The 24663-nt window shown below is 70.1% G+C and carries 20 protein-coding genes; 12 read left to right on the forward strand and 8 right to left on the reverse strand.

The genetic code is table 11. The features are described from left to right. Positions 1 to 114: 114 nt before the first annotated feature. From truD to GRS48_RS13450, 3 genes are all read right to left on the reverse strand, one after another. The gene (truD, locus tag GRS48_RS13440) at positions 115 to 1716 is read right to left on the reverse strand and encodes a tRNA pseudouridine(13) synthase TruD (RefSeq protein WP_159487363.1); all 1602 of its coding nucleotides are present in this window, start codon (positions 1714 to 1716) and stop codon (positions 115 to 117) included. Further along, a complete protein-coding gene (gene pth2, locus GRS48_RS13445; protein ID WP_159487365.1) occupies positions 1717 to 2055 on the reverse strand; it encodes a peptidyl-tRNA hydrolase Pth2 in 339 nt (112 codons plus the stop codon). A 75-nt stretch (positions 2056 to 2130) separates the two neighbouring features. Further along, the gene (locus GRS48_RS13450) at positions 2131 to 2733 is read right to left on the reverse strand and encodes a hypothetical protein (protein WP_159487367.1); all 603 of its coding nucleotides are present in this window, start codon (positions 2731 to 2733) and stop codon (positions 2131 to 2133) included. Between the two features lie 159 nt (positions 2734 to 2892). Here GRS48_RS13450 and GRS48_RS13455 point away from each other — a divergent pair, with 159 nt between their 5' ends. The 3 genes from GRS48_RS13455 (at position 2893) to GRS48_RS13465 (ending at position 5654) form a co-directional block, all read left to right on the forward strand. Further along, complete coding sequence (locus tag GRS48_RS13455; protein WP_321168458.1) at positions 2893 to 3642, forward strand: YIP1 family protein; 750 nt, start codon at positions 2893 to 2895, stop codon at positions 3640 to 3642. Positions 3643 to 4158: 516 nt separating this feature from the next. Beyond that, the gene (dcd, locus tag GRS48_RS13460) at positions 4159 to 4755 is read left to right on the forward strand and encodes a dCTP deaminase (protein WP_159487371.1); all 597 of its coding nucleotides are present in this window, start codon (positions 4159 to 4161) and stop codon (positions 4753 to 4755) included. Further along, positions 4755 to 5654: a thiamine-phosphate synthase family protein gene (locus GRS48_RS13465; RefSeq protein ID WP_159487373.1), complete on the forward strand. Its 900-nt coding sequence runs from the start codon at positions 4755 to 4757 to the stop codon at positions 5652 to 5654. The genes dcd and GRS48_RS13465 overlap by 1 nt, the downstream gene beginning before the upstream one ends. Positions 5655 to 5690: 36 nt before the next feature. Here GRS48_RS13465 and GRS48_RS13470 read toward each other — a convergent pair whose 3' ends face one another. Next, positions 5691 to 7379, reverse strand: a complete 1689-nt coding sequence (locus tag GRS48_RS13470) for a histidine kinase N-terminal 7TM domain-containing protein (protein ID WP_159487375.1) — start codon at positions 7377 to 7379, stop codon at positions 5691 to 5693. A 344-nt stretch (positions 7380 to 7723) separates the two neighbouring features. Here GRS48_RS13470 and GRS48_RS13475 point away from each other — a divergent pair, with 344 nt between their 5' ends. Beyond that, the gene (locus tag GRS48_RS13475; RefSeq protein WP_159487377.1) at positions 7724 to 8176 is read left to right on the forward strand and encodes a pyridoxamine 5'-phosphate oxidase family protein; all 453 of its coding nucleotides are present in this window, start codon (positions 7724 to 7726) and stop codon (positions 8174 to 8176) included. A 151-nt stretch (positions 8177 to 8327) separates the two neighbouring features. Further along, positions 8328 to 10472: a methionine--tRNA ligase gene (gene metG, locus GRS48_RS13480; RefSeq protein WP_159487388.1), complete on the forward strand. Its 2145-nt coding sequence runs from the start codon at positions 8328 to 8330 to the stop codon at positions 10470 to 10472. 54 nt (positions 10473 to 10526) lie between these two features. Here the strand turns inward: metG and GRS48_RS13485 are convergent, their stop codons facing one another. Both GRS48_RS13485 and GRS48_RS13490 read right to left on the reverse strand, forming a co-directional pair. Continuing rightward, positions 10527 to 11444, reverse strand: coding sequence for a hypothetical protein (locus tag GRS48_RS13485; RefSeq protein WP_159487390.1), 918 nt, complete (start codon positions 11442 to 11444; stop codon positions 10527 to 10529). Between the two features lie 170 nt (positions 11445 to 11614). Beyond that, a complete protein-coding gene (locus tag GRS48_RS13490) occupies positions 11615 to 12844 on the reverse strand; it encodes a threonine synthase (RefSeq protein ID WP_159487392.1) in 1230 nt (409 codons plus the stop codon). A 169-nt stretch (positions 12845 to 13013) separates the two neighbouring features. Here GRS48_RS13490 and pyk point away from each other — a divergent pair, with 169 nt between their 5' ends. The 4 genes from pyk (at position 13014) to malA (ending at position 18013) form a co-directional block, all read left to right on the forward strand. Beyond that, positions 13014 to 14768 (forward strand): pyruvate kinase, encoded by a 1755-nt coding sequence (pyk, locus tag GRS48_RS13495; protein WP_159487394.1) that lies wholly within the window; start codon positions 13014 to 13016, stop codon positions 14766 to 14768. A gap of 97 nt (positions 14769 to 14865) precedes the next feature. Continuing rightward, a complete protein-coding gene (locus GRS48_RS13500; protein ID WP_159487396.1) occupies positions 14866 to 15096 on the forward strand; it encodes a hypothetical protein in 231 nt (76 codons plus the stop codon). Positions 15097 to 15152: 56 nt separating this feature from the next. After that, positions 15153 to 15893, forward strand: coding sequence for an NfeD family protein (locus GRS48_RS13505; RefSeq protein ID WP_159487398.1), 741 nt, complete (start codon positions 15153 to 15155; stop codon positions 15891 to 15893). A gap of 143 nt (positions 15894 to 16036) precedes the next feature. Then, positions 16037 to 18013: an alpha-amylase MalA gene (gene malA / locus GRS48_RS13510; RefSeq protein WP_159487400.1), complete on the forward strand. Its 1977-nt coding sequence runs from the start codon at positions 16037 to 16039 to the stop codon at positions 18011 to 18013. A gap of 151 nt (positions 18014 to 18164) precedes the next feature. Here the strand turns inward: malA and GRS48_RS13515 are convergent, their stop codons facing one another. Then, on the reverse strand, positions 18165 to 20018 hold the full coding sequence (locus tag GRS48_RS13515; protein ID WP_321168459.1) for a cation:proton antiporter: 1854 nt from the start codon (positions 20016 to 20018) through the stop codon (positions 18165 to 18167). Between the two features lie 120 nt (positions 20019 to 20138). Here GRS48_RS13515 and GRS48_RS13520 point away from each other — a divergent pair, with 120 nt between their 5' ends. Continuing rightward, positions 20139 to 20312 (forward strand): hypothetical protein, encoded by a 174-nt coding sequence (locus tag GRS48_RS13520; protein ID WP_159487404.1) that lies wholly within the window; start codon positions 20139 to 20141, stop codon positions 20310 to 20312. A gap of 269 nt (positions 20313 to 20581) precedes the next feature. On the opposite strand, the gene GRS48_RS13525 is transcribed toward GRS48_RS13520, so the two are convergent. Beyond that, positions 20582 to 21442: a bacteriorhodopsin gene (locus tag GRS48_RS13525; protein WP_159487406.1), complete on the reverse strand. Its 861-nt coding sequence runs from the start codon at positions 21440 to 21442 to the stop codon at positions 20582 to 20584. A gap of 212 nt (positions 21443 to 21654) precedes the next feature. On the opposite strand from GRS48_RS13525, the gene GRS48_RS13530 reads away from it, so the two are divergent. Together GRS48_RS13530 and GRS48_RS13535 are read left to right on the forward strand one after the other, a co-directional pair. Then, entirely contained in the window at positions 21655 to 23643 is a 1989-nt protein-coding gene (locus GRS48_RS13530; RefSeq protein WP_159487408.1) for a bacterio-opsin activator domain-containing protein, read from the forward strand. 79 nt (positions 23644 to 23722) lie between these two features. Continuing rightward, positions 23723 to 24460, forward strand: coding sequence for a hypothetical protein (locus tag GRS48_RS13535; protein WP_321168460.1), 738 nt, complete (start codon positions 23723 to 23725; stop codon positions 24458 to 24460). Positions 24461 to 24663 lie beyond the last annotated feature (203 nt).

A 24663-nucleotide genomic window follows, 5' to 3' on the forward strand; every position in this document is an offset into this window, starting at 1 on the left:
CCGTCACTTATCTGTCCTTTCGGTCGGGTCATGTCGTCGATCGAGTCGGCGTATTCCGCGCCGTGCATTAACCCCTCCCATTCGGCCACGGATCGACCCCGACCGGTCACGGCCTCACAGGTCCAGCGGGCCGCTCTTGAGGAACTCCCGCAGGAGGACCGTCGCGTACGACCCGCTGGGGAGCGCGAAGCCGAAGGTGGGGTCGCCGTCCGCGAACGCGACGTCGAGGTCGGTCCGGAGGAGGATCGCCCGCCGCGTCCCGGTCGAGCCGAACTCGCCGGGGAGGTCGAAGTCGGCCGGCTCGATCCCGGCGTCGTCGAGGACCGCGCGCTCGATCGCGCCGGGCTCGTCGTCGCCGAGCGTCGTCTCCGTTCCCACGAGCGGCGCGGTGACGAACGCCCGGCCGCGACCGCAGTGGCGCGCCATCACGTCGACCCGATCCGCGGTCACCCGCTGGATCCGGTCGGGGTCGGGCGCGTAGAGGACGTCAGGGGCGTCGCGGTCCGCGAAACACGCCACGTCGCCGGGGACGGGGCGGTCGAACGGGATCCCCCGGCGGAGCCGCTCGCTCAGGATCCGGTTGAAAAGCACCGACTGGGCGGCGTTGACGAACAGCCGCTGGAGGTTCGACGGGACCGCCTCCAGCGCGTGCCGCCAGTCGTCGTCGTCCGCGGGTGCGGCCGGGTCGACGCCGCGTTCGTCGAGCCGGTGGACCATCCCGCGCTCGAACCGGAGCTTGCGGGGCAGCGCCGCGAGACAGGCCGCCCAGTCGCCGTCGCCCGGGCCCCCGTCCGAGCCATCCTCGTCGCCATCGGCCGAGCCGTCCCCGTCGCCCGGGCCCTCGTCCGAGTCGTCCACGTCACCCGGACCCTCGCCATCAACCGATCCGACGCCGAACGCCGCGTCGACCCGCGAGCGGGCCGCCCGGGTGTCGTCCGGCTCGGTCGGGGAGGGGTTGCCGGCGTACAGCCGGACCGCCTCGCGCCAGTCGCCGCGGACGACGGCGAGCCCGACCAGGTGAGTCACCGGCCGCCGGCTCCCGAAGCGCTGCTGGCCGAAGTAGTTCGGGACGGCGATCGGGCCGTCGGCGGCGGCGTCCGCGTCGCCCGCGTCGCCCGCGTCCCTCGCGCCGTCTGCCTCGTCCGCGTTCCTCGCGTCGTCCGCGTCGCCCCCGCCGGCGAACGCGCGGAGGTCCCGCGTCACGTCGGCGACGCGCGCCGCCGCGTCCTCCACGGTGTCGGCGACACGGATCTCGAAGGCGTTGCCCGCGAGGTCGCCGAAGGTGAGCCCGCGACCGGCGCGCCCGACGACCTCGATCTCGACGCCCCGGATATCGGGGAGGTCCGCCGGATCGACCCCGCGGAGGGTGAACAGCTGGGTCGTGACGGCGCGTTTGTCCTTCGTCCCGGCCCAGGAGACCCGCTCACGGCTGATCGAGAGCGCGTCCGAGATCCGGCGCGCGAAGTCGTTCGTGTCCCAGTCGCGGAGGGTGACGCGGACGACGAGGTCGGGGTAACTCCCCGGGTCGGCGTCGACCGGCTCGGCGCCGAACGCCTCCAGCTCGGTCACACGGAAGTCGGCGGGCGACTCGCGGAGCCGCCCGCCGATGCCGTCGGCGGCGCTGACGTAGCCGTCGATCCCGACCGCGCGCTCTATCGGATGCGCCTCGCGGCGGATCCACCCGCGTTCGCCGGCCGGGGTGTCGTCGTCGACCATTCAGTAGAGGGGGAGGTCGCCGGTCACGCGGTCGACCGAGTCGTCGCGGGCGGGGCCGACGGCCAGCGTCGTGACCGTCCCCGGCTCGAGCTCCGTGTGACCGGCGTCCCGGATGATCGCGTACGGGAGCCCCTCCGTCTCGGCTTTGTCCGCCAGCGCGAACAGCTGGCTCTCGGAGTCGCCGCCGAGGACGACCTTCTTTTGGCCCTCCCCTTGCCACTTCTTGCGGGCGCGTCGGCTCGCGTCCTGATACGCCGACAGCGACGCGTGAGCGACCTGCGCGGCGAGTTTCCCCTCGCCCATCCCGAGGTCGCGGCGGGCGACGATGACCTGTTTCATACCGGCTCAACCGCCGCCGCCGGTATAGCTCTGTTCTCTCGACCGGAACCGGTCGGGAACGAGAGCCGCGACCGGTCAGAACCCGCGTTCCGAACAGGGGCGGTTGAACCGGTCGGGGTCGTTCTCCAAGAGCTCCTGAGAGCAGTCGGCGTCCCGCCAGTCCGCGACGTTCGGCGTGTGAGCACACCGGTTGTCGTTCTCGACGAAACACCGGGCGACGTCCCAGTGGTTGTACTGGATGACCGCCAGGATCTTGCCGTCGCCGTCGTATCGCAACACGGGGGAGTCACCGTACTGTCCGGGGATCGCCGTCGTCGTGTCCCGGGTGAACTCGACGGTCTCGCAGGCGGCCTCGCCGTCGCCGTTCTCGTAGACGACCTTCGCGATGAGCGGGCCCTCTCGGTGGGCGTAGCTCTCCCAGTCGAGGTCTTCCCGGTCGACGACGATCCACACGGACGAGCACCCCCTGAAGTCGACGTCGAACCGGTCCCACGCGGCGGCGCTCCCGGCGAACGCCCCGATCCCGGCGAGCCCGACGCCCGCGGCTCCCGCGGCGGAGAGGACGGCCCGCCGGGCGATCGACGGCGAGTCGCCGGTCGTGGATTCGCCCCGATCGTCGGTCGTCACACTGGGCCCCTCGACGGCGTCCGTCGGGTCGTCCGCTGGTTTCTCGGCCATACCCGATCCGGTGTCGACCGAACCCATTGTAATGACGACCGTACCGAGGGAAGCGAGAGGGTACCGTCGCCGAGGGCGGCAGGGCTCAGAGAAGCCTGCGGTCGCTACCGGCCCCGGGACTGGGAAACGCCTTTGTCGGTCGCCGAAGACCGTCCGGCCGTGCCCTCCCCGCTCGCCGCCCTCGTCGCCGTCGTCAGCGCAGCCCTCGATCGCTCTCGCGACCACTTCCGCGGACGCGACGCCGTCTCGGTCGGGGTCGCGGTCCTCCTCGTCGGCGGCGTCGCCGTCGGGACCGCGCTCGGGATCGTCGGACTCGGGCTCGTGTTCGACGCCACGATCGACGAGACGGTCACCGTCGACAACCCCGACCAGCCGCCCGAGTGGGTGTGCGAGTCGGAAGTACACGGCGAAGAGAGCCCGGTCACGGCCGGCTGTGACCGGCCGGACCGGATCGACGTCGACGTCGGTGCGGAGCTCCGCGACGCCGCGGCGGGCCTCTTCCATTACGGGCTGATCGGGGTTGTGGTCTGGTGGGGCGTCTTCGCGGGCGTCCTCCACGGCGGTGCGCGTATCGCGGGCGGGAACGGCTCGTTCGCCGACTCGCTCGTGGTCGCGGCGTGGGCGATCGTCCCCGAACTGCTTCGGGTGGGCATCGGGCTCGCGGTGATCGGGTACGCCCTCGCGACCGCCGACGTCGGGGGTGGGGGATTCGAGACGATCGCCGCGGACGTGACGGCCGCGATCGGCGGCGCGAGCGGGCCGCTGTTCGCCGCGTCCGTGGCCACCGTCGCGATCCAGTGGTTCGTCGTCGTCGGAGGGTTGGAAGCGACGCACGACCTCGACCGGCTGACCGCGGGCGTCCTCGCCGGGGTGTTCGGGGGCCTCCTGTTGGCGTCGACCGCGCTGTAACCGACCCCACCCTACTTCGCTCACCCTGACGGGTTCGCTCGTTGAGGGTGGGGCTTTGATGTGGGACTCGCCTTCTGTTGTCGCCGGGGAGGAAGGTCGTTCCTCGCCCGTACCGAACGACCTTCGGGGTCGGCGTCCCCACCATTCGGGGCCGGGCTACTGCGGCCCGTGATACTGACGACATGTGCGACGGTATCACGGGATTTTGACACGATGGCCCCCGAAAAAAGTGTATCGGATAGCGAGTCAGATGGGTGGAACTTCGTTGTCTGTTTCCCATCATGTCGGCTTCCTCCCCAGCCTACTCACTTCGTGCTTCCGACTGGTCGGAAGCCCTCGCTCCTTGAGGCCGGAGGCTCCGCCTCGAAGGATGCTGATCCCGGTCCGTCCGCGATCCGCGAAGTCCGGTCCGCTCACGACCCGCGAAGTCCGGTCCGCTCACGACCCGCGAAACCGGCCGTCGTCGAGCGCCGGGGATTCGGGAGCCTTTAGAGGACGCCCGCCCCGTTTCTCGGCATGATACTGTCGGACGCCGACATCCTCGCCCGTCTCGAGACGGGCGACCTCGTGATCGAGCCGCTCGCCGACGTCGACCAGCAGGTCCAGCCCGCCAGCGTCGACCTCCGGCTCGGCGAGCGGTTCCTGGAGTTCCAGCGGACGAACATCCCCTGTATCCACCCCACCGAGGCGGACGAGGTCGGCGACTACGTCACGGAGACGACCGTCACCGAGGGCGACGAGTTCATCCTCCACCCCGGCGACTTCGTGCTGGGGACGACGACCGAGCGCGTCGAGATCCCTGACGACCTCGTCGCACACGTCGAGGGGCGGTCCTCGCTCGGCCGGCTGGCGATCGTCGTCCACGCCACCGCGGGGCTCTGTGACCCCGGCTACCACGGACAGATCACGCTCGAGCTGTCGAACCTCGGCACCGCGCCCGTGGCGCTCTCGCCCGGGATGCGCATCTCCCAGCTCACGTTCACGGAGCTGCGCTCGCCCGCCGACCGGCCGTACGGCTCGGAGCGCGGGTCGAAGTACCAGGACCAGGACGGGCCGCAGGCGTCCCGGATCGGGGCCGACCCCGAGTTCGCGGACGACGGCGGGGACTCCTGATGCGGTTCATCGAGGAGGTCGTCGCCGACGAGTTCCTCCCGACGGTCCGGGCGATGCTCGCCGAGGACCTCCGCGGGCGCGGGTTGACACAGCGCGAGGTCGCCGACGCGCTCGGCGTCTCGCAGTCGGCCGTCTCGAAGTACGCCCACGGCGACGTCGCCCGCCACGAGCGGGTCGCCGCCGACGAGCGCGTCCAGGCGCTCGTCGAGCGCGTGGGCGAGGGGCTCGCCACCGGCGACTTGGGGCCGGTCGCGGCGCTCGTCGAGATCGAGGTGCTGATCCGTCAACTGGAGGAGGGCGACCTCCTCGCCGAGCTGCACGAGGAGGCGATGCCAGCGCTCGCCGACGCCGACGTCGACTTCACCGTCCACGACCCCGACAGCGGGCTCCGCGAGCGCGAGCGCGTGATCGCGTCCGTCCGCCGGGGGCTCCGCGCGCTGACCAACGCCTCCGGCTTCGCCGGGCTCATCCCGAACGTCGGGACCAACGTGGTCGAGTGCGTCGACGGCGCGCGGACGATCGACGACGTCGCGGGCGTCCCCGGACGGCTCGTCGACGTCAAGGGGCGCGCGATGGTGCCGGGCGAGCCCGAGTTCGGCGTGAGCGAGCACGTCGCCACGCTCCTGCTCGCGGCCCGCGAGGCGGGGACGACCGCCCGGGCCGCGATCAACGTCCGGTACGCTTCCGCGGCCGTCGCCGCGCTCGCCGAGTCGTACCCGACCGTCGAGTTCGACGCGGAGCGCCCGACCGGGGAGGCCGTCGCCGACGCGCTCGCGGGCACGGAGCCGGCCGACACGCTCGTGCTCTACCAGACCGGCGCGGTCGGCGTCGAGCCGATCGTGTACGTCCTCGCGCCGACCGCGCCGGAGGCGGCGGCGATCGTTCGTGAACTGATCTAGGCGTTCGTAAACCGATCTAGGCGTCCGAGAACCGATCTAGGCGTCGTCGGGGCGGTCGACGCCCGTGACCTCGAACCGGGCCCCGCCGGACGCCCCCTCGACGACGTCGATCGACCAGCCGTGCGCCTCGACGAGGTCGCGAACGATAGCCAGGCCGAACCCCGTCCCCTCCTGCCGGGTCGTGAAACCGATTTCGAACACCTCCGCGCGCTTCCCGCGGGGGATCCCGGGACCGTCGTCCTCGAGGAAGAAACCGTCCGGGAGCGGGCCGACCGTCACCGACACCGCGCCGTCCGCGTGGTCACGCGCGTTGCGGAGCAGGTTGTCGAGGACCTGTCTGAGCCGCCGCTCGTCGGCGAGGACCACGAGGTCCCCGTCAACTCCGTCGCCGTCGACCTCGACCGTGAGGTCGTCGTCCGCCACCGCTCCCGCGACCTCCGCGACGACCGCCGAAAGCGACACGGGACGGGGGCTCGTCACGGTCTCGCCCCGCTGGGAGAGCTGCAGCAGGTCCTCGAGGAAGTCCGTCGTGCGCGCGACGGTGTCCCGGATCACCTCGAAGTGGTCCGGATCGCCCGTCTCGCTCGCGAGGTCCGCGTAGCCGTCGATGACCGCGAGCGGGTTCCGGAGGTCGTGTGACACCGCCTTGGTGAACGCGTCCAGCCGCTCGTTCTGGCGCTCGAGCTCCCGGCGCTGTGACTCGATCGTCGTGACGTCGTGGAGGAGCACGACCCACCCGTACCGGACCCCGCCCGACGTCAGCGGCGACCGCGTCGGCTGGATCGCCCGCTCGTCACCCGTCCCGGTGGTGATCGTGAGGACGCCCCCGTCCCCGACGACCCGGTCGTCGCCGGGGAGGTGCGTCGAGACGTCCGTGCCGAGCACGCGCTCGCGGTCGCCGAGCAGGGCCTCGGCGGCGGGGTTCACGTCGAGCACCGTGCCGCCGTCGTCGGTGACGACGACGCCGTCGCTCATCTGCGAGAGAACGACCTTCGAGGCGATCGGCGACAGGTCCAACAGCTGGTACCGGAACACCGCGACCCCGAACAGCACCGCCGAGACCGAAAGCGACAGCGGGGTCAGGTTCACCCCGACCGACCCGTCGAGCGGCGGTATCGACAGCACGTGGAACACGTTCACCGCGAGCGGTAACAGCGCGCCGACGGCGACGAGGGCGGCCTGTCGGCGGACCCGCGGTCCCGACCGGACCGCCTGCGAGAGGACGAGCCACGCCCCGACGATGATCACGACGTACGAGAACGCGAGGTGAAGCAGATATATCGGCCCGTTGACGGTGACGAGCACGGTGAGGGACCCGTGCGTCTCGAGCGACGCGTGAGTCAGCGCCAGCGAGTACGGGTTCGTCGGGAGCGTGAGGAGGAGGGCCGCCGGGATCGCCGCGAGTCCGCCGATCGCCGCCGGGGTGAGGAGGTCGGAGCGGCCGGAGTAGCTCACCGCGAACGCGAGCCAGGCCGGCGGGGCGACGACGCCCCCGACGTGGAGCAGCTTGTACGCGATCAGCTTGGCTTCGAGCGTCGGGGCGGCGAGCTGGACCGCGTACAGCGCCGACCAGATCGACACCGAGAGGGAGAGGGCGACGAACGCGAGCACCGTCGGCGTGCGGCGACCCCTCCGGGCCGAGCGGACCCCGTACAGCGCCCACGCGAACGTCGTCACCGCGCCGAGAAGTAAGAACAGGACGTACGGGGATGACTGCCACTGCATGCGGGTAGACGGTCGGGATGACGGCCGACCGTTACTTAAGCGGTCTGGACGGGGGCCGACCGTTACTTAAGCGGTCTGGACGGGGGCCGACCGTTACTTAAATCGTCTGGGCGGGGGCCGAGGACGGTGTTCGGACGCCGACCGAACGGCGAGACGGTGGATTTCAAAACGACCCATGACCGAAAGCGACCGTTTCAGCGGCCGTTTGGGCGATATAAAGCCGATCGACAGCCAGATCCGGCTGGCGAGTGGCTCGGAGCCTTCGCCTCCGAATGGAATCCGCGTACGCCGACCGTTCCCCACCCGTGCCAGACATATATTACCACGGTCGACTACGATGAGGTATGGGAGAGCACGACGCGGTCCGCATGACCGACGACGAGCGCGACGAGTTCCTCGACGGGTCGGGGACGGGAGTCATCGCCCTGTCGACGGCGGGGGACGACCCTCCGCACGCCGTCCCGGTCTCGTACGGCTACGACCCGATCGAGGAGGTCCTGTACTTCCGTCTCGCTGCCGGTCCGGACCGTGAGAAGGGGAACCTCGCCGACAGAGCGGTGACGTTCGTCGTCTACCGGGAGGACGGCGACCGCTGGAAAAGCGTGACTGCGAGCGGTCGACTGGTCTCCACGACGGACGACACCGTATCCCGGGAGGCGATCGAGGGGCTGGAACGACTGTCCCCGATACCGATCGTGGATGTCTTCGGCGAGCCGACGAGCGAGGTGGAGTTCGAGTTCTACCGGCTCGATCCGGAGCGATTCACCAGCCGCGTCGAACGACCGATGGAGCCCTGACCTCCCTCCCGACCACGATCGGTGGTTGACGGTCGCATCGGTTGACGGTCGCATCGGTTCGTCGCCCGCGCGACACGACCCGGTCGATCCGGCGGGGCGGAACCAGCGCGCTTTTGGCCCGTATCCACGACACTCGGTACACGCACACTACATGAGCCACGACGACTTCCCCACGGAGGACCCGGCGGTGGTGACCTGTGGACTGCCGTACGCGAACGGCGACCTCCACATCGGTCACCTCCGGACGTACGTCGGCGGCGACGTCTTCGCCCGCTCGCTCGAACGACTCGGCCAGGAGACCGCGTTCGTCTCCGGCTCCGACATGCACGGGACGCCCGTCGCGGTCAACGCCGAGCAGGCGGGCGTCTCGCCCGAGGCGTTCGCGCTCGACTGGCACGAGCAGTACGCGGCGACGTTCCCGGAGTTCAACGTCGCGTTCGACAACTACGGCCACACGCACGACGAGACGAACACGGCGGTCACCCAGGATCTGGTCCGCGATCTCGAGGCGGGCGGCCACGTGTACGAAAAGGAGATCATGGTCGCGTACGACCCCGTCGACGACCAGTTCCTCCCGGACCGCTACGTCGAGGGCACCTGCCCGTACTGCGGCGCACACGCCCGCGGCGACGAGTGTGACGAGGGCTGTCAGCGACACCTCGAGCCCGGCGAGGTGGAGGACCCCGTCTCGACGATCAGCGGCAACCCCGCGGAGTACCGCGAGCGCACCCACAAGTTCTTCGAGGTCTCGGCGTTTGCCGACTACCTCTCCGGGTTCCTCGACCGGCTCGAGGGGACCTCCAACGCCCGGAACCAGCCGCGAGAGTGGATCGAACAGGGGTTACAGGACTGGTGTATCACCCGCGACATGGACTGGGGGATCGACTATCCCGGCGAGAACCCGCAGGACCTCGTCCTCTACGTCTGGGTCGACGCCCCGATCGAGTACGTTTCCTCGACGAAACAGTACACGGAACGCGTCGGTGCGGACGTCTTCGACTGGGAAGCGGCGTGGAAGGCCGGCGCGGCGGGGACGACCGAGGACCACCCCGATGGGGGCGAGATCGTCCACGTCATCGGTCGCGACATCATCCAACACCACACGGTGTTCTGGCCGGCGATGTTGGAGGCGACGGGGCACACGGAGCCGCGTGCGGTGATGGCGTCCGGCTTCGTCACCCTCGGCGGGAAGGGGTTCTCGACCAGCCGCGACCGCGCGGTGTGGGCCGACGAGTACCTCGACGAGGGGTTCCACCCCGACCCGTTGCGCTACTACCTCGCGACCAACGGCGGGTTCCAGCAGGACGTCGACTTCTCGTGGGAGAAGTTCCGCGACCGCGTCAACACCGAGCTCGTGGGGACCGTCGGCAACTTCCTCTACCGGTCGCTGCTGTTCGCCCACCGGAACTACGACGACGCCCCGATCGCCGACGCGACGAGCGACGAGGTCGCGGCCCGGATCGACGAGGCAATCGCCGACTTCGAGGCCGCCGTGAACGACTACTCCATCCGCGCGGTCGGCGACGCCGTGACGGACCTCGCACGATACGGCAACGAGTACATCCAGCGCAACGAGCCGTGGAAGCTCGTCGACGAGGACCCCGACGAGGCCGCCCGGGTGATCCACGACTGCGTGGCGATCGCGAAGGCGATCGCCGTCCTCTTCGAACCGATCGCCCCCGAGAAATGCGAGCGACTGTGGGACCAGCTCGGTGAAGCGGGGTCGGTCCACGACGTCACCGTCGAGGCGGCGCGCGCGGAGCCCGCAGGCGACCTCGCGGAGCCGGACGAGCTGTTCGAGCAGGTCGAAGACGACCGCGTCGAGGAGCTGAACGCGAAGCTCGAAGACCGCGTCGCCGCCGCGGAGGCGGACGACGAGCCCGGAGCGGACGGCGAAAGCGACGACGACACCACCGACGACGACACCACCGACGACGACACCGCCGACGACATGACCGACATCGAACCCCTCAGCGACGACCGCATCAGTTTCGACCAGTTCCAAGAGCTCGACATCCGCGTGGGTCGGATCGAGACCGCGGAGGGTATCGACGGCGCGGACGACCTCCTGGAGCTCCGGGTCGACCTCGGCGCGGAGACCCGGACGATCGTCGCGGGGCTCAAGCGGCTCCACGACGCCGACGACCTTCCCGGCACGAAGGTCGTGGTGCTCGCGAACATGGAGAAAGCGGAGCTGTTCGGCGTCGAGTCGAACGGGATGGTGCTCGCGGCCGGCGACGAGGCGGACCTCCTCACGACGTACGCCGACGCCGGGCCCGGAACGAAGGTCAGGTAGTCCGAGCGCGGCGGACCGAGGACCCCGTTCGCGCGAAGGCGAGGCGGTGGCCGTTCAGGCCGGCGGCCCGTCGCGGACGACTTCGAGCCCGTCGGTGACGAGGATCCGGCTCCCGTCGGGCGCGTCGAAGGCGATCTCGCCCTCCGCGACCGTCACGGGCCACCGCATCAGCTCGGCGAACCGCTCCCAGCCGGGCTCCACGTCGCGGGCGGCGAGGATCCCGGCGACCGGCTCCCGGCAGGCGGTGGCATAAAGCGGGTGCGTCATTCGGAGCAGCCCGCAGACGTCACAGGAGAGGCCGACGAAGCCGGGATGTGAGAGCCGACACTCGTTACACACCCCTTCGCCGGCGTGGTCGTGGTCCAGACACGGATCGATCGTGACCGTCACGTCGCCGGCACAGCAGGGACAGAACCCTTCGCTCATCATACACACCTGGTGGTTGCCGCGGCGGTGCGCCCGGTGGAAGGCGGTCTCGAGATCCGTCGACTCGATTCCGGAAGGCGGGTACGAAAGCGCCGAGAGGGTTCCCTCGGGGACCATGTCGTGGGCCAGCAGCCCGGGACAGTCGGGACAGCGCGTGAGGAGGTGACCGTGGCCGTAGCCGACGACGACCCCCGATCCACAGCGGTAACAGGCCGCGTCGACCGATCGGGGCTCGACGTCGGGCTTCGACGACAGGATCCCGGTGCGGCGGATCCTGACGACGGTCCGGCCCGACTCGAGGAGCCGGTATCCGTCGCCGTGTCTCGTGACGAACCGCCCGACGAGCTTGTCGAGGTGATAGTTGAACCGGCCGCTGTCGTCGACGCCGACGTCCTCGCGGATCGTGGAGTAGGACGCCTCGTCGGTCATCGGCCCGGCCTCGACGGTCCGCTCGTACAGCGAGTCGAGGATGGCGAGGCGCACGTCGTTGCCGAGGAACGCGAACACCGACGCGCCGGAGGGGCTCGCTCCGCTGGGACGATCCATGCTTGGCCACCACGGGAGTGGACGACTTAGGTATTCCGTGAAACATATCCACTCTCAAACGTTTCCGCGCGGTCGGCGAGGGTGACCGAAGGGACCGGTGTACCGGGTTGGCTGGGGGGGACGCGACCTAATTCAAGGAGAGAGTCCCGCCGTTTACGCCGGGGAGGGTGTCAGAGGGCCTCGCCGAGGTCCGCGAGCGCCGTCGTCTCGACGCCGAGGTCGGGCGCGTCGTCGATCGACTCCTTGAACCCCGACCCCGTGGCGACGCAGACGACGTCGTCGTCGGGGTCGAGCTCGCCGTCGGCGACGAGGCTCCGGACCGCCGCGAGCGACGTCGCCGATGACGCCTCGACGGTGAGTCCGGCGGCGTCCGAGAGGCGACGGCGCGCGTCGCGGATCGCGTCGTCGTCGACCGCGACGCAGCCGCCGCCGGTCGCGCGGGCCCCGTAGAGCGCGCGGGAGCCGCTCGGCGGGTCGGGGTTCGCGATCGAGTACGCGACGGTCTCGCCGCGCTCGACCCGCTCGACGCGGTCGAGCCCGCGGTCGTACGCGCGGACGATCGGGGCGCACGCCGCCGCCTGCACGAGGTACAGCCGGGGGAGGTCGGCCTCCGGGATCAGCCCCGCGTCGCGGAGCTCGCGGAGCCCCTTGTACGCGCCGGAGGCGTGTCCGCCCGAGGAGACGGGAAGGACGACCGCGTCGGGGAGGTCGCCGTCCGTCCGGGCGCGGAACGCCGCGACCGCCTCGAGGACGGTCGTCTTCTGGCCGGCGACGCGGGCCGGCGTGTCGGAGTTGACGAACGGGACGCCGCGCTCGGCCCCCGCCGCCAGCGCCTCGTGGTAGAGCCGGCCGTAGTCGCCCTCCACGCGAAGGATCCGGGGGCCGAACCGAGCGATGTTGTGGAGCCGCTCCTCGGGGATGTTCGACGGGACACAGACGACGCAGTCGAGCCCCGACGCGGCCGCGACCGCCGCCGTCGACATCGCCATGTTGCCGTGGGAGACCGTCCCGACCGTTTCCGCGCCCGACGCGGCCGCGAGCGCGACGCCGACCGCGCTGCCGCGGTCCTTGAACGACCCGGTCGGGTTCCGCCCCTCGTCTTTCACCCAGACGCCCGTCCCCGCGTAGTCGTCGAGCGTCGGCGTCCGGACGAGCGGGGTGCCGCCGGGGGCGGTGCCCATCCCGGTCGCGGGGGACTCGATCGGGAGGAGGTCCGCGAACGCCCACATCCGGTCGTCGAGGTCGGCCGGCCACGAGAGGTCCGCGAGCGTCCCCGGGTCCGGTTCGAACCACCGCGGCTCGCCGCAGTCACACCGCGGCCCGGGCAGTTCCGACGGCGACGCGGGATCCGCCGGGTACGCGACCGACTCGCCGCACGCGTAGCAGGTGAGCGTGTGCATGCCACGCGAATGGCGGGGGGTCGACTAAGCGCTGGTGGTCTCCGAACCCGGACGTCGGATCCGGGAGGCCGATCCGGGCGGCGGGCCAACGGACGACCGATCGATCGAAAGTTCACTCGGAGGCGACTCAACCGTGTGCCTTTTTGGCGGCTCCGTCGAAGCCGGAGGTATGAGAAACGCCAAGATCGTCTGTACGCTCGGCCCGGCGTCGGACGACCGCGACACGATCCGCGGGCTCGCGGAGGCGGGGATGTCCGTCGCCCGCCTCAACGCCAGCCACGGAACGACGTCCCACCGCGAGGACGTGATCGCCCGCGTTCGCGAGGTCGACGACGCGATCGACGACCCGCTCGCGGTGATGGTCGACCTGAAGGGGCCGGAGATCCGGACCGCCGAGATCGACGAGCCGATCCGCCTCGAGACCGGATCCGAGGTGACCTTCCGCGCCGGAAGCGACGCGACGCCGCAGACGGTGGGGTTGACCCACTCGATCGCGGCCGCCGGCCCCGGCGATATCGTGCTCCTCGACGACGGTCGGATCGAGTGTCGCGTCGAGCGCGTGACCGACGACGGCGTCGTCGCCACCGTGATAAGCGGCGGGAAGCTCAGCTCGCGGAAGGGCGTGAACCTCCCCGGCGTCGACGTCGACGTCGACCTGATCACGCCGGCCGACGAGGACGAGCTCCGGCTCGCCGCCCGCGCGGGAGCCGACTTCGTCGCCGCCTCCTTCGTGCGGGACGCCAACGACGTCTACCGGATCGCGGACTCCTTGGAGACGTACGGCGGCGAGGACATCCCCGTGATCGCCAAGATCGAGCGGGCGGGCGCGGTCGAGAACCTCGACGGCATCGTCGCGGCCGCCGACGGCGTGATGGTCGCGCGCGGCGACCTCGGCGTCGAGTGCCCGCTCGAGGAGGTCCCCATGGTTCAAAAGCGGATCATCCGGAAGTGTCTCAACGCGGGCGTCCCCGTCATCACGGCGACGGAGATGCTCGACTCGATGGTCCACTCGCGCCGCCCGACCCGGGCGGAGGCGTCAGACGTCGCCAACGCGGTCCTCGACGGCACCGACGCGGTGATGCTGTCGGGCGAGACGGCGATCGGCGACCACCCCGTGTCCGTCGTCGAGACGATGGATCGGATCGTCCGCGAGGTCGAGTCCAGTGAGGAGTACGCGGAGACCCGCGAGCAGCGCGTCCCCGTCGCCGACGCCGACTCGCGGACCGAGGCGCTCGCGCGCTCCGCGCGGTACCTCGCGCGCGACATCGGCGCGTCCGCGGTCGTCGCCGTCTCCGAGTCCGGCTACACCGCCCGGAAGACCGCGATGTTCCGACCCGGCGTTCCCGTCGTCACGACCACGCCGAACGACCGCGTCCGCCGACAGCTCGCGCTCTCGTGGGGAGTCACCCCCGTCACGACCGCCTACGCCCGCGACATGGAGGCCGTCCTCGACAACGCCGTGGAGGCCGCGCTCGACGCCGGCGCGGCCGACTCCGGCGACACGCTCGTCGTCCTCTCCGGGATGATGACGGAGCTCGAGGGGACGAACACGACGAACACCCTCAAGGTCCACGTCGCCGCCGAGACGCTCGTCACCGGCAAGGGGGCCGTGACCGGTCGCGTCGCCGCCCCGATCCACCGGACGGTCGACGGCGACCTCTCGGCGGTGCCCGACGGCTCCGTCGTCGCGCTCGGCCCGGACTTCGACGACGAGTTCTCGGGCGACCTCGACCGGATCGCGGGCATCATCGACGCCCGGCCCGGGATGACCGGATACCCCGCAGTCGTCGCGCGCGAGCTGGGCGTCCCGATGGTCTCCGGGGCGGTGCTGCCGGAGTCGGTCGCCGACGGCACCGTCGTCACGGTCGACGGCGAGCGCGGTATCGTCTACGACGGCGACGTGACGAACGCCGACCGGCGGTAACCCCCGCGATCCGTCCGCGGGAGACCGCTCCGCCGCCGACCGCTCCGCCGTCGACCGCTCCGCCAGCCATTTATCAGGCACCCACGTAACGTAGCGCATGAGCAGCGACGACGTCCGAAGCCGGGCGAACGAGGTCAGTGACGACGGGGACGACGACGGGCGCGAGTGGCGGTTCAGCGTCGACGACGTCGGCCCCGACGGCGTGACCGAGGACACGTCGACGCCGGAGTCGGAGCCCATCGAGCCGGGGGCGATCGACGCCGAACACGCCGCCTTCGTCGTGCTCGGCGTCGCGCTCACGATCGGCGTGCTCGTCTTCGGCTTCTGATCGGCCCGCGCCGATCCGTACCACACCTTATTCCCGTCGCGGCCATACGGGTCGATATGGACGTGCTCCTGCAGGCGGACCTGTTCGGGCCCGAGACCCTCCCCTTACTGCTGTTGACGGCGGGACTCCTGTTGTCGATGGCGGAGGCGCTCGCGCCGGGCGCGAACTTCATCGTCGTCGGGATCGCGCTGATCGGGGCGGGGCTCGCGGGGCTCGTGTTGGCGACGCTCGGGGTCGCCGGAACGCTGCTCGTCGTGCTGTCGGCGATGTTCACCCTCCTCTTCGGGATCGCCGCCTTCTACGGCTACCACGAGTTCGACCTGTACGGCGGGAAGGGACAGCAGCAGACGAGCGACCGCGACGCGCTGAAGGGAAAACTCGGCACAGTCACCGAGACCGTCACCCCCGCCGGCGGGCAGGTGAAGCTCCAGGGCGGCGGCTTCAACCCGTACTACTCCGCGCGGTCGCTTGAGGGAACGATCGCCGAGGGCCAGGAGGTGATGGTCGTCGACCCCGGCGGCGGGAACGTCGTCACCGTCGAGGCGACGTCGTACGTCGAGGACGACATCGACCGCGAGCTCGCCGCCGACCGCGCTCGAAAGGAGGCCGCCGAGCGAGCCGACGCCGAGGACGCTGACGGAGGCGAGCGGGAAACGGAGGACGCTGACGGGGACGAGCGGGAAACGGAGGACGCTGACGGGGACGAGCGGGAAACGGAGGACGCTGACGGGGACGAGCGGGAAACGGAGGACGCGAGCGAGGAGCCCGAATCGGAGACGGAGCGAGCCGGACGGTAACGACAGGCACCGACGGCGAGGGCCCCATCGACGGCGAGGGCACCCACCGACGGCGAATACGTATCTTATAAATTTTTACTATGTCTGTATATAGTACGTTCCCAACATATAAGGTCGACGTGACGGAGTGTATCGGTACGCGTATGAAACACCCTGGACCGCCGCGATTCGCCGCCGTCGGCGACGCCGTACAGTTGGCACCGCGGGACCCGGACCCGGACGCCGCCTACCGGTGGACGGTCGCCGAGTCGCCGCGGGGGAGCGAGGCCGCCGTGGGCGACGACGCCGTCGAGGAGTTCCGCCCGGACGTCCCTGGGCGATACACCGTCACGTTGGAGACGCCGGCCGAGGAGTACGACCTGACGATCCGCGTCTTCCCGAGCGACCGGCGGCCGACCGGCGAGGGCTCCGGACCGATCGGCGGAAGCGGATACAGCGGGTACAGCGGTCGGAGCGGCTCGGCGCGATCGCCGCGGAGCGGCGGCGAGAGCGGGCGCGTTTCGGGGTCCGGCTCGGGAGCGAGCGCGGCCGGCGGACGGGCCGGAGAGGGAGGGGGACGCCCCCGGATCCGGCTCGACGTCGATATCGAGGGCGGGGAGGCGGTCGTCCGCGCCACGCCGACCCCGCATCCGGACTCCCCGCGTGACCCCGACGACCTCGACGTCGAGTTCCTCCTCGACGACCGCGACGACGTCTCCCGAGCGGCCGTGGACGTCGAGGGCCACGCGCTTCGGGTCCCGATCGACGCCATCGACGACCGGGTCCGCGTCCACGCGGTCGCGTGCGGCGAGAGCTACAGCGTCGCCGACGCGGTCGGCGTCGAGCGGATCGGGGGGACCGACGACGACCTCGCCGTCCGCCGACTGAACGACCCGCCGGCGTGGGCGTCCGACGCCACGCTGTACGAGGTCTACGTCCGCGGCTACGCGGCCGACGACGAGGACGCCGAGACCACGTTCGAGGCGTTGGAGCACCGGCTCGACTACCTCGACGACCTCGGCGTCGACTGCCTGTGGCTCACACCCGTGCTACAGCACGACGGCGAGCCCCACGGCTACAACATCACGGACTTCTTCTCGATCGCCGACGACCTCGGCGACCGCGACGACTACGAATCGTTCGTCGACGCCGCCCACGATCGCGGGATGACCGTCCTGTTCGACCTCGTGTTGAACCACTCCGCACGCGAGCACCCGCACTTCCGGTCGGCGTACCGAAACCCCCAGTCGCCGTACTACGACTGGTACGAGTGGCAGGAGTCCGGCGAGCCGGGGACGTACTTCGACTGGGAGCTGATCGCCAACTTCGATTTCGCGAACCTGGAGGTCCGCAGACACCTGCTCGACGCGGTCGACGAGTGGGCCGAGATCGCCGACGGCTTCCGCTGTGACATGGCGTGGGCGGTTCCCGAGTCGTTCTGGCGGGAGCTCCGCGAGCGGGTCAAGCGGACGGATCCCGACTTCCTCCTGCTCGACGAGACGATCCCGTACATCGCCGACTTCCACGAGGGGATGTTCGACGTCCACTTCGACACGACGCTGTATTTCACCCTCCGGCAGGTCGGCACGGGCCAGCAGCCGGCCGACGCCGTCCTCGACGCCGTCGAGGGGCGGGCCCGGTCCGGGTTCCCGGACCACGCCGCGTTCATGCTCTACCTCGAGAACCACGACGAGACGCGGTACGTCGTCGACTGCGGCGACGACGCGACGAAGGCCGCCGCGGGCGCGCTGTTCACGCTCCCGGGGATCCCGATGCTGTACGGCGGTCAGGAACTCGGTCAGCGGGGCACCCGCGACCCGCTCGCGTGGGACCACGCCCGCGAGGGGATCCGCGACCACTACGACGACCTGATCGCGCTGCGTGACGCCCACCCGGCGCTCGGTCCAGCGGGCGACATCGAGCGCGTCCCGTACGAGACCGACGCGCCCGAGGAAGTCGTCGCCTTCGCCCGCGAGGGGGCGGACGGACGCTATCTCGTCCTGCTCAACTTCGGCGCGGAGCCCGCCGTCGTCGGGGTCGACGAGGCGGTCGACGCGACCGACCTCGTCTCCGGCGAGTCGCGGGCGGCCGAGAACGGGCTGACGGTCCGGGACGTCGCGGTGTTCGAGGCGGCCGGCTGAACCGTCGGCGGCGACGATCACGACGCGGATCGAGCCCGAGCCCGACCCGACACCCGGCCCGGACCCAACACCCGACCCGGTTCGCCGCTCTGACCCGGTTCGCCGCTCCGGCCCTCCATCCGAACGGCCGACTCCGACGTCGAAACGGGAGTCAGTCGTGTGGATGGACCCGCCTGATCGCCGTTTCGACGTCGTCCTCGTCGCCGAGTATCGTGATCCGATCGCCCGCTTCGAGAACCGTGTCGCCGTGGGGCACGAACGTCTCGTCGGCGCGGCCGACGACCGCGATCAACACGCCCTGCGGGATCTTCGAGCCGAGCTGTTGGACGGTCTTCCCGGCGAACGTCTCGGAGGTGATCTCCACCTCCTGTGCGTCGTGGCGGTCCCCGAGCTGATTCATCCAGTGGGCGAGCGTCGGGCGCTCGATCTCGTTGTCAAGCGACCATGCCATCGCGGAGGAGACGTCGATCGCGCGGACGTCGAGCGCGTCGAACGCGGCCACGTTGTCGGGGTCGTTTACGCGAGCGATGACCGTCTCGACCCCGAACTTGTTCTTCGCGAGCTGTGAGATCAGGAGGTTCGTGTCATCGACGGCGGTCCCCGCGACGACGAGCTTCGTCCGTTCCGCCCCGTGTTTCTCCAACGTTCTCGTGTCGGTCCCGTCACCGAGCTCCGCACGGAACCCGTCGGAGCGGAGCTCCTCGACCGTCTCTGAGTCCCGATCGAGAACGACCACGTTCTCGCCCCGCTTCTCCAGTCGTGTGGCGAGCGTCCGGCCGACCCGGCCCCCGCCGATGATCATCGTTTGCATGGGTTGAACGTCGAAGAACTCCGCGATCTGCCGTGCCAGTCCCGCCTGAAGGATCACCGTCACGAAGATGACGAGGAACACCGCGCCGACGAGCGTCTGTGCCTCGGCGGTCGCCCCGGTCCGTTGTAAATCGATCGCGAACAGCGTGGCGATCGACGCCGGGATGATCCCGCGTGGGCCCACGAGACTCAGGAAGTACCGTTCGTTGCGGGTGAACACTGGCTCGCGGGCGGAGAGGAACATCACCAACGGCCGGACGACGAGCGTCACGACGATGACGACGCCGATCCCGCCGACCCCCAAGCCGACCAAGGCATCGAAATCGATGAGCGCCGCCAGCGAGATGAACACGAACGAGAGCGCGACGAGCGTGAGGTCGCGGCCGAACTTCTCGACCTCCTCGCGGTGCGGTAGGTCCACGTTGCCGAGCGTCACGCCCGCGGCGGCGGCCGCGGCCACCCCCGTCTCCGGCGCGACCGACTCCGCCAGCCCGTACGAGACGAACGCGCCGCCGAGCGTGACGAGTCGGACCGTGCGCTCCGCGTTCGACCCGGGCGCGTCCAGCCGAACGAGGACCACGTAGACGACGGTGGCGACGACCATTCCGACGCCGACGCCGGCGACGAGACGGGAGAGAAACCCGGTCACCACCGCACCGGTTCCGTCGGAGCCCACGACGAGCGTCTCGAACACGACGATCGCGAGGATCGCGGCCGTGACGTCGTTGATGATGCCTTCCGCCTCCAGCGTCGAGGCGACGTGCTCGCGGACGTCGATCACTTGGAGGATCGGCGTGATCACCGTGGGGCCGGTCGCGATCAGGAGCGCCCCTATCAGGAGCGCGAGCCCCCAGTCGTCGGTGATGAAGAACCGCACCGCAAGCGCCGTACCGAAGAACATGACGGCGGCTCCGACCGTCACCACTCGAAGGATCGAGTTCGGTGCCTCGGCCAGCCGTTCGCGTCTGAGGCCGAACCCGCCGTCGAAGACGATGATCGCCACCGACAGCCCCACGACCGTCGCCAGCCCCTGACCGAAGGTGTCCACGTCGATGTAGCCCAACCCTTCGGGGCCGATCAGGACGCCGACGAGGATCAGAAACAGGACGCTCGGGACGCGGAGCCGCGAGGAGACGATCTGGAGCGCGATTCCGATACCGAGGATGGCCGCGATGATCGGAAGTGTACCGCTCACCACGGTCACACTCGGAGGGAGAGAGGCATAAACGATCCTCAAGACCCGTTAGGGCGGCACGCGACGTTCGCCGGTCGCGCGGGCGAGAGTGATAAGGCCGTGTCCGTGTGATACGTCTGTATGTCGCTTCTGGGACGGTACCTGGCGTGGTTCAACGAGCGCGGAACCGCGATGCAGTTCCTCTCCACGGCCGGGGTCTTGGGCGTGTTGTTCGCGCTGGGCGTGTATACCGCCGGGATCGCACCGGGGGTGCTGCTCGTGGTCGTGCTAATAGACCACTGGTATCGAGGCTGATCCGGCGCCGATACCCGAACGGAGCGACGCCGGACGGAGCGACGCCGGACGCCCGCGACGTCCCGCGACGACGTCCTCGGAACCGGGGAGGCCGCGTTCCGTCCGGATCCACTCCGTAGACGCGTTCCGTCCGGATCCACTCCGTAGACGCGTTCCGTCCGGATCCACTCCGTAGACGCGTTCCGTCCGGATCCACTCCGCGGACGCGTTGCTCCCGCGGAGCGTCGGCCCGAAAAACGAGTCGGCAGCGGCCGCGCGTTCGGTCCGGTTCAGTCGTCGGCCGGGGCGGCACCGCCGCGGTTGGCCGATCCGAGGCCGGGAGCCATGTTCGCGACCGTGGTTTCGTTGTTGACGACCCAGTTCAACAGCAGGAACGCGAAGATGTACTTCGCGACGATGTCGAGCCCGCTGTAGGCCCACGAGGTGGTGGCGACGCCGATCAACGCGAATCCTTCAGCGCCGAGCGCCCAGAAGATCGGGTAGCCGAGCCACATCACCACGGTGAGGATCTTCAGCGTGTTGAAGATGTCCGCGGTGCCGGCGATCTCGGCGTCCTTGGGCCACTCGACGAGCAGGATGTACAGCACGACGAGGAAGAACGCACAGCTGATGACGTACCAGAACCACCGGAGCATGTAGGAGGACGTCGTCAGCGCGGCCGCGAGGCCGGTCACACACATCGCGATGTCGGTGACGATGATCGTGAACAGCTTCGTCGTGTTCGTGCCCGCGAGCAGTCCCAACGCGAGCAGGATCATGGGCGTCGACAGCGCCCACGTGAGGTACCGACCCCACATCGTCAGGACCTCCTCGCCGGCCAGCGCGTGCCCCGGCGGCATCTCGAGGAAGCTTATCGTCAGCCCCGACGCCAGCCCGGTGTAACTCGAGATCGAGACGAGCGGCACCATAAGCGTCGCGACGAATATCAGCTGTGCCCGTGGGTCCTCCACGTTCCGTCCCATGTAGACGAACAGGAGGATCGAGAGCCCGGCGAGGGCGATGTTCGACCAGAAGGACAGGTTCAACAACGCGTCCTCCTGGATACGTTGGTACACCTCCGGCTGTGTGACCTCCTGTAACAGTATCGACTGTGCGAGTACCGGTGCGTCCGCAGCGAGCGCTTCTATCATGTCTCGGGATCACGTACACCGTGGCGAGGCTAAACGACACGACCTAACCAGTAAGGTGCCCGCGGCCGGCGGGTGTCGAGACTGGAGCGGACGGCGGGTCGAAGCTCGAACGGCCGGCGGGTCGAAGCTCGAACGGCCGGCGGGTCGAGACTAGAGCGACCGGCGGCGTTGGCCGACCGATAGCTTATGTGACGCAAGACCAACCAGTACGTATGGGGAGTACCCGCACCCTTCTCGTGCATCCCCGGGAAGACGCCGAGCGGATCGAGGCCGCACTCGAGACGGCCGACCGCTCGGTCACCGCGGTCGAGGCCGCGACCGAGGCGCTGGCGAGGCTCGGCCGCGAGGAGTACGACTGCGTCGTCTGCGAACACGACCTTCCCGGAGACGACGGGCTCGCGTTCCTGTCCGCGGTGAACGACTTAGAGCTGGACGTTCCGGTGCTCGTGTTCACCGGGACGGACGACGAGGAGGTCGCGAGCGCGGCCCTCGGCCGTGGGGCCGAGCGAGTCCTCCGCAAGGACGGGTCGGGGTGTCTCGACGAACTCGCCGAGGCGGTCGACGCGGCGACGCGACGCGCTCGGCCGCCGGCCACGGGACGGGACGTTTCGGGGCGTGAACCCGGCGTCGAGGCGATCGCACACGCCGTCTCGGAAGCGCCGATCGGGATCAGCCTGAGCGACCCGTCGCTTCCGGACTATCCGTTGGTGTTCGTCAACCGGGCGTGGACCGAGCTGACCGGGTACGACGAGTCCCAGCTGCTGGGGCGTAACCCTCGACTACTGCAGGGTTCCGGGACCGACCCCGACACGGTCGACCGGATCTCCGAGGCGATCGCGAACGAGGAGCCGGTGACCGTCGAGGTCCGAAACTACCGACGGGACGGGACGCCCTTCTGGAACGAGCTCTCGATCGCGCCGATCCACGACGACGAGGGCGACCTCGTTCACTACGTTGGGTTCCAAAACGACGTCACGGAGCGCAAGCGTGCGGCAGCCCTCGCCGACGAACGCGCCGAACGGATCGCCGAGGAGCGACGGGCGTTGGACAGGCTCCTCGGGCGCGTGAACGGACTGCTCCGGGAGATCACACGGATACTCGTCGAGGCGTCCGACCGGGAGACCCTGGCCCGGTGCGTCTGTCGGGAGATCGCGTCGGACCCGGACTACGCCGGCGCGTGGATCGGGACCCTCGGTCCCGCACGACGGCGTATCGAAGTGACCGCCGCGGGTGGATCGGCTCCGGAGCCCGGAGTCGAACGTTCGCTCGAGGACACGCCGCGGGCGGTTCGCCAGGCGGTCGACGGCGGAGACCTCCGAGAGCAGCCCGCGGACGGGTCAGCGGTCGGGCCGTTCTCCCCGGATGCCGTCGGGGCCTCCCGGCTCGTCGTCGTTTCGCTGCGGCACGGTCGCTCCCGGCACGGCCTGCTCGGGGTGTACGTCACCGGCGAGACCGACTTCGACGGTCGGGAGCGGACCGTCCTCGACTCGTTGGGTCGGATGATCGCGAACGGGATCCACGCGGTCGAGACCGCTCGGATCCTGACCACCGACCGCGTCGTCGAGCTGTGCGTCGTCATGCGCGACGGGAACGACCCGCTGTCGCGGATCGCCGGCGCCCTCGACGCGACCATCGACTACCGTGGGGTCACGCGTCGCGACGGGGAGTACGTCCTCCACCTGTGTACCGAGGACGGGGGGCGGGACCTCTCCGCGGTCGAGTCGCTCGCGATGGTCTCGGCGGTGTACCCGCTGGCCGACGGTAAGGGACCGCGCTCGTTCGCGGTGGAGACCGCGGACGAGGCGCCGTTCCCGGGGGTGAGCGAGCACGGTGCAGTCGTCGCGAACGCGACCGCCGAGCCGGGTCGGACGCGGGTGACGATCGAGTCCCCGCCGGAAGGCGACGTCGGTCGGGTCCTGGACGCGTTGCGCTCCCGGTTCGGGTCGGTCGAACTGCGGTCGCGCACCGAGCGCGATCGGGGCGATAGAAACCTCTCGGAGCTGATCGGCGAGGTCGACGAGGGGCTCACCGAGCGCCAGCGGACCGCACTGGAGATCGCAACGAGGAACGGGTACTTCGACTGGCCGCGCCCCGTCGACGGCTCGGAGCTGGCGGAGACGATGGGTATCACGAGACAGACGTTCCACCAGCACCTCAGGGCCGCACAGCGGGAGTTGTCCAATGCGTACATCGACCCCTGAGGCGGCCGGTTCGATCGCTTCCGCCGAGTCGTCGGCCCGGTCCGAACCGGTTAACCACGTCCGTCTCTCCGGTACGGATGTGACGACGCCCGATACCCTCGAGATCGACATGGACGTCCGGGACGTCGACGCCGTCGCCGACCGGCGCGACGAGGTCGTCGCCGCCGTCCGCGACCACGCCGCGACGATCGCCTACCAGCTCGCCCTGCTACAGGGGGGCGACTACGGCCGGCGGGAGCTGTCGACGTCCGGCGGGGACTGGACCGTCAAACACGAGGCGGGCGAGCTGGAGTTCCTGTTGTTCTCGCCCAAGAGCGGCCCGGACACGTACGTCGTTTCCACGAAACAGCCGCCGGAGCCGGCGGCGCTCGCGACCGCCCTCGCCGACTACCCGAACCTCGTCGCGGCGTGGAACGCGTACGTCGACTCGCTGGGGGGCGTCCTCGACGACGTCGACGTGGAGTTCCCGGAGCCGGCGTCGACGGGCGACCTCGTCGCGGAGCGCGACCGCGTGCTCTCGGCGATCCGCGAGACGTGTGCGGTCATCGCCGGCGAGATCCACCGCTACGAGGGCGACGACTACGGCACGTTCACGACCCGCGTCGACGGCGCGCGGTGGGAGCTGAAGTGGGACGAGGGCGCGGTGTCGTACCTCCGCGTCGGCGGCTCCGGCGGGGTGTACCTCCTCTCGCAGTACGAACCGCCGTCGGCCGCCGACGTGCGCGAGCTCGTCGAGCCGTTCCGCGGCTTCGTCGACGCGTACAACGAGTTCGTCGACGACCTCGAGAGCGACCTCGAACGCGTCGAGTTGGGGTAGGCCGCGGCGGGATCCTTATAAACGACCGCGCTCACTCCGCGAATCCCTTATAAAAGCCGCACCGGCGGTACCGACGGTGTCGGCGTCGACGGTACCGACAGCGTCCGCCCCGGCGGTATCGGCAGCGTTGACCTCGGCGGTATCGGCAGCATTGGTGGGACCGGAGCGACCACGGGACCGCCCCGCGGTCGCTCCCGGGTTTA

Source organism: Halorubrum sp. JWXQ-INN 858 (genome assembly GCF_009806985.1).
Classification (GTDB): domain Archaea; phylum Halobacteriota; class Halobacteria; order Halobacteriales; family Haloferacaceae; genus Halorubrum.

Bases quoted from the DNA above. Each gene is read 5' to 3' on its own strand.
- GRS48_RS13485 (WP_159487390.1), bottom strand. From the start codon at position 11,444: ATGGATCGTCCCAGCGGAGCGAGCCCCTCCGGCGCGTCGGTGTTCGCG.
- GRS48_RS13520 (WP_159487404.1), top strand. From the start codon at position 20,139: ATGTCGCTTCTGGGACGGTACCTGGCGTGGTTCAACGAGCGCGGAACC.
- truD (WP_159487363.1), bottom strand. From the start codon at position 1,716: ATGGTCGACGACGACACCCCGGCCGGCGAACGCGGGTGGATCCGCCGC.
- malA (WP_159487400.1), top strand. From the start codon at position 16,037: ATGAAACACCCTGGACCGCCGCGATTCGCCGCCGTCGGCGACGCCGTA.
- pyk (WP_159487394.1), top strand. From the start codon at position 13,014: ATGAGAAACGCCAAGATCGTCTGTACGCTCGGCCCGGCGTCGGACGAC.
- pth2 (WP_159487365.1), bottom strand. From the start codon at position 2,055: ATGAAACAGGTCATCGTCGCCCGCCGCGACCTCGGGATGGGCGAGGGG.
- GRS48_RS13505 (WP_159487398.1), top strand. From the start codon at position 15,153: ATGGACGTGCTCCTGCAGGCGGACCTGTTCGGGCCCGAGACCCTCCCC.
- GRS48_RS13470 (WP_159487375.1), bottom strand. From the start codon at position 7,379: ATGCAGTGGCAGTCATCCCCGTACGTCCTGTTCTTACTTCTCGGCGCG.
- GRS48_RS13530 (WP_159487408.1), top strand. From the start codon at position 21,655: ATGGGGAGTACCCGCACCCTTCTCGTGCATCCCCGGGAAGACGCCGAG.
- GRS48_RS13490 (WP_159487392.1), bottom strand. From the start codon at position 12,844: ATGCACACGCTCACCTGCTACGCGTGCGGCGAGTCGGTCGCGTACCCG.
- GRS48_RS13465 (WP_159487373.1), top strand. From the start codon at position 4,755: ATGCGGTTCATCGAGGAGGTCGTCGCCGACGAGTTCCTCCCGACGGTC.
- metG (WP_159487388.1), top strand. From the start codon at position 8,328: ATGAGCCACGACGACTTCCCCACGGAGGACCCGGCGGTGGTGACCTGT.
- GRS48_RS13525 (WP_159487406.1), bottom strand. From the start codon at position 21,442: ATGATAGAAGCGCTCGCTGCGGACGCACCGGTACTCGCACAGTCGATA.
- GRS48_RS13450 (WP_159487367.1), bottom strand. From the start codon at position 2,733: ATGGCCGAGAAACCAGCGGACGACCCGACGGACGCCGTCGAGGGGCCC.
- GRS48_RS13500 (WP_159487396.1), top strand. From the start codon at position 14,866: ATGAGCAGCGACGACGTCCGAAGCCGGGCGAACGAGGTCAGTGACGAC.
- GRS48_RS13475 (WP_159487377.1), top strand. From the start codon at position 7,724: ATGGGAGAGCACGACGCGGTCCGCATGACCGACGACGAGCGCGACGAG.
- dcd (WP_159487371.1), top strand. From the start codon at position 4,159: ATGATACTGTCGGACGCCGACATCCTCGCCCGTCTCGAGACGGGCGAC.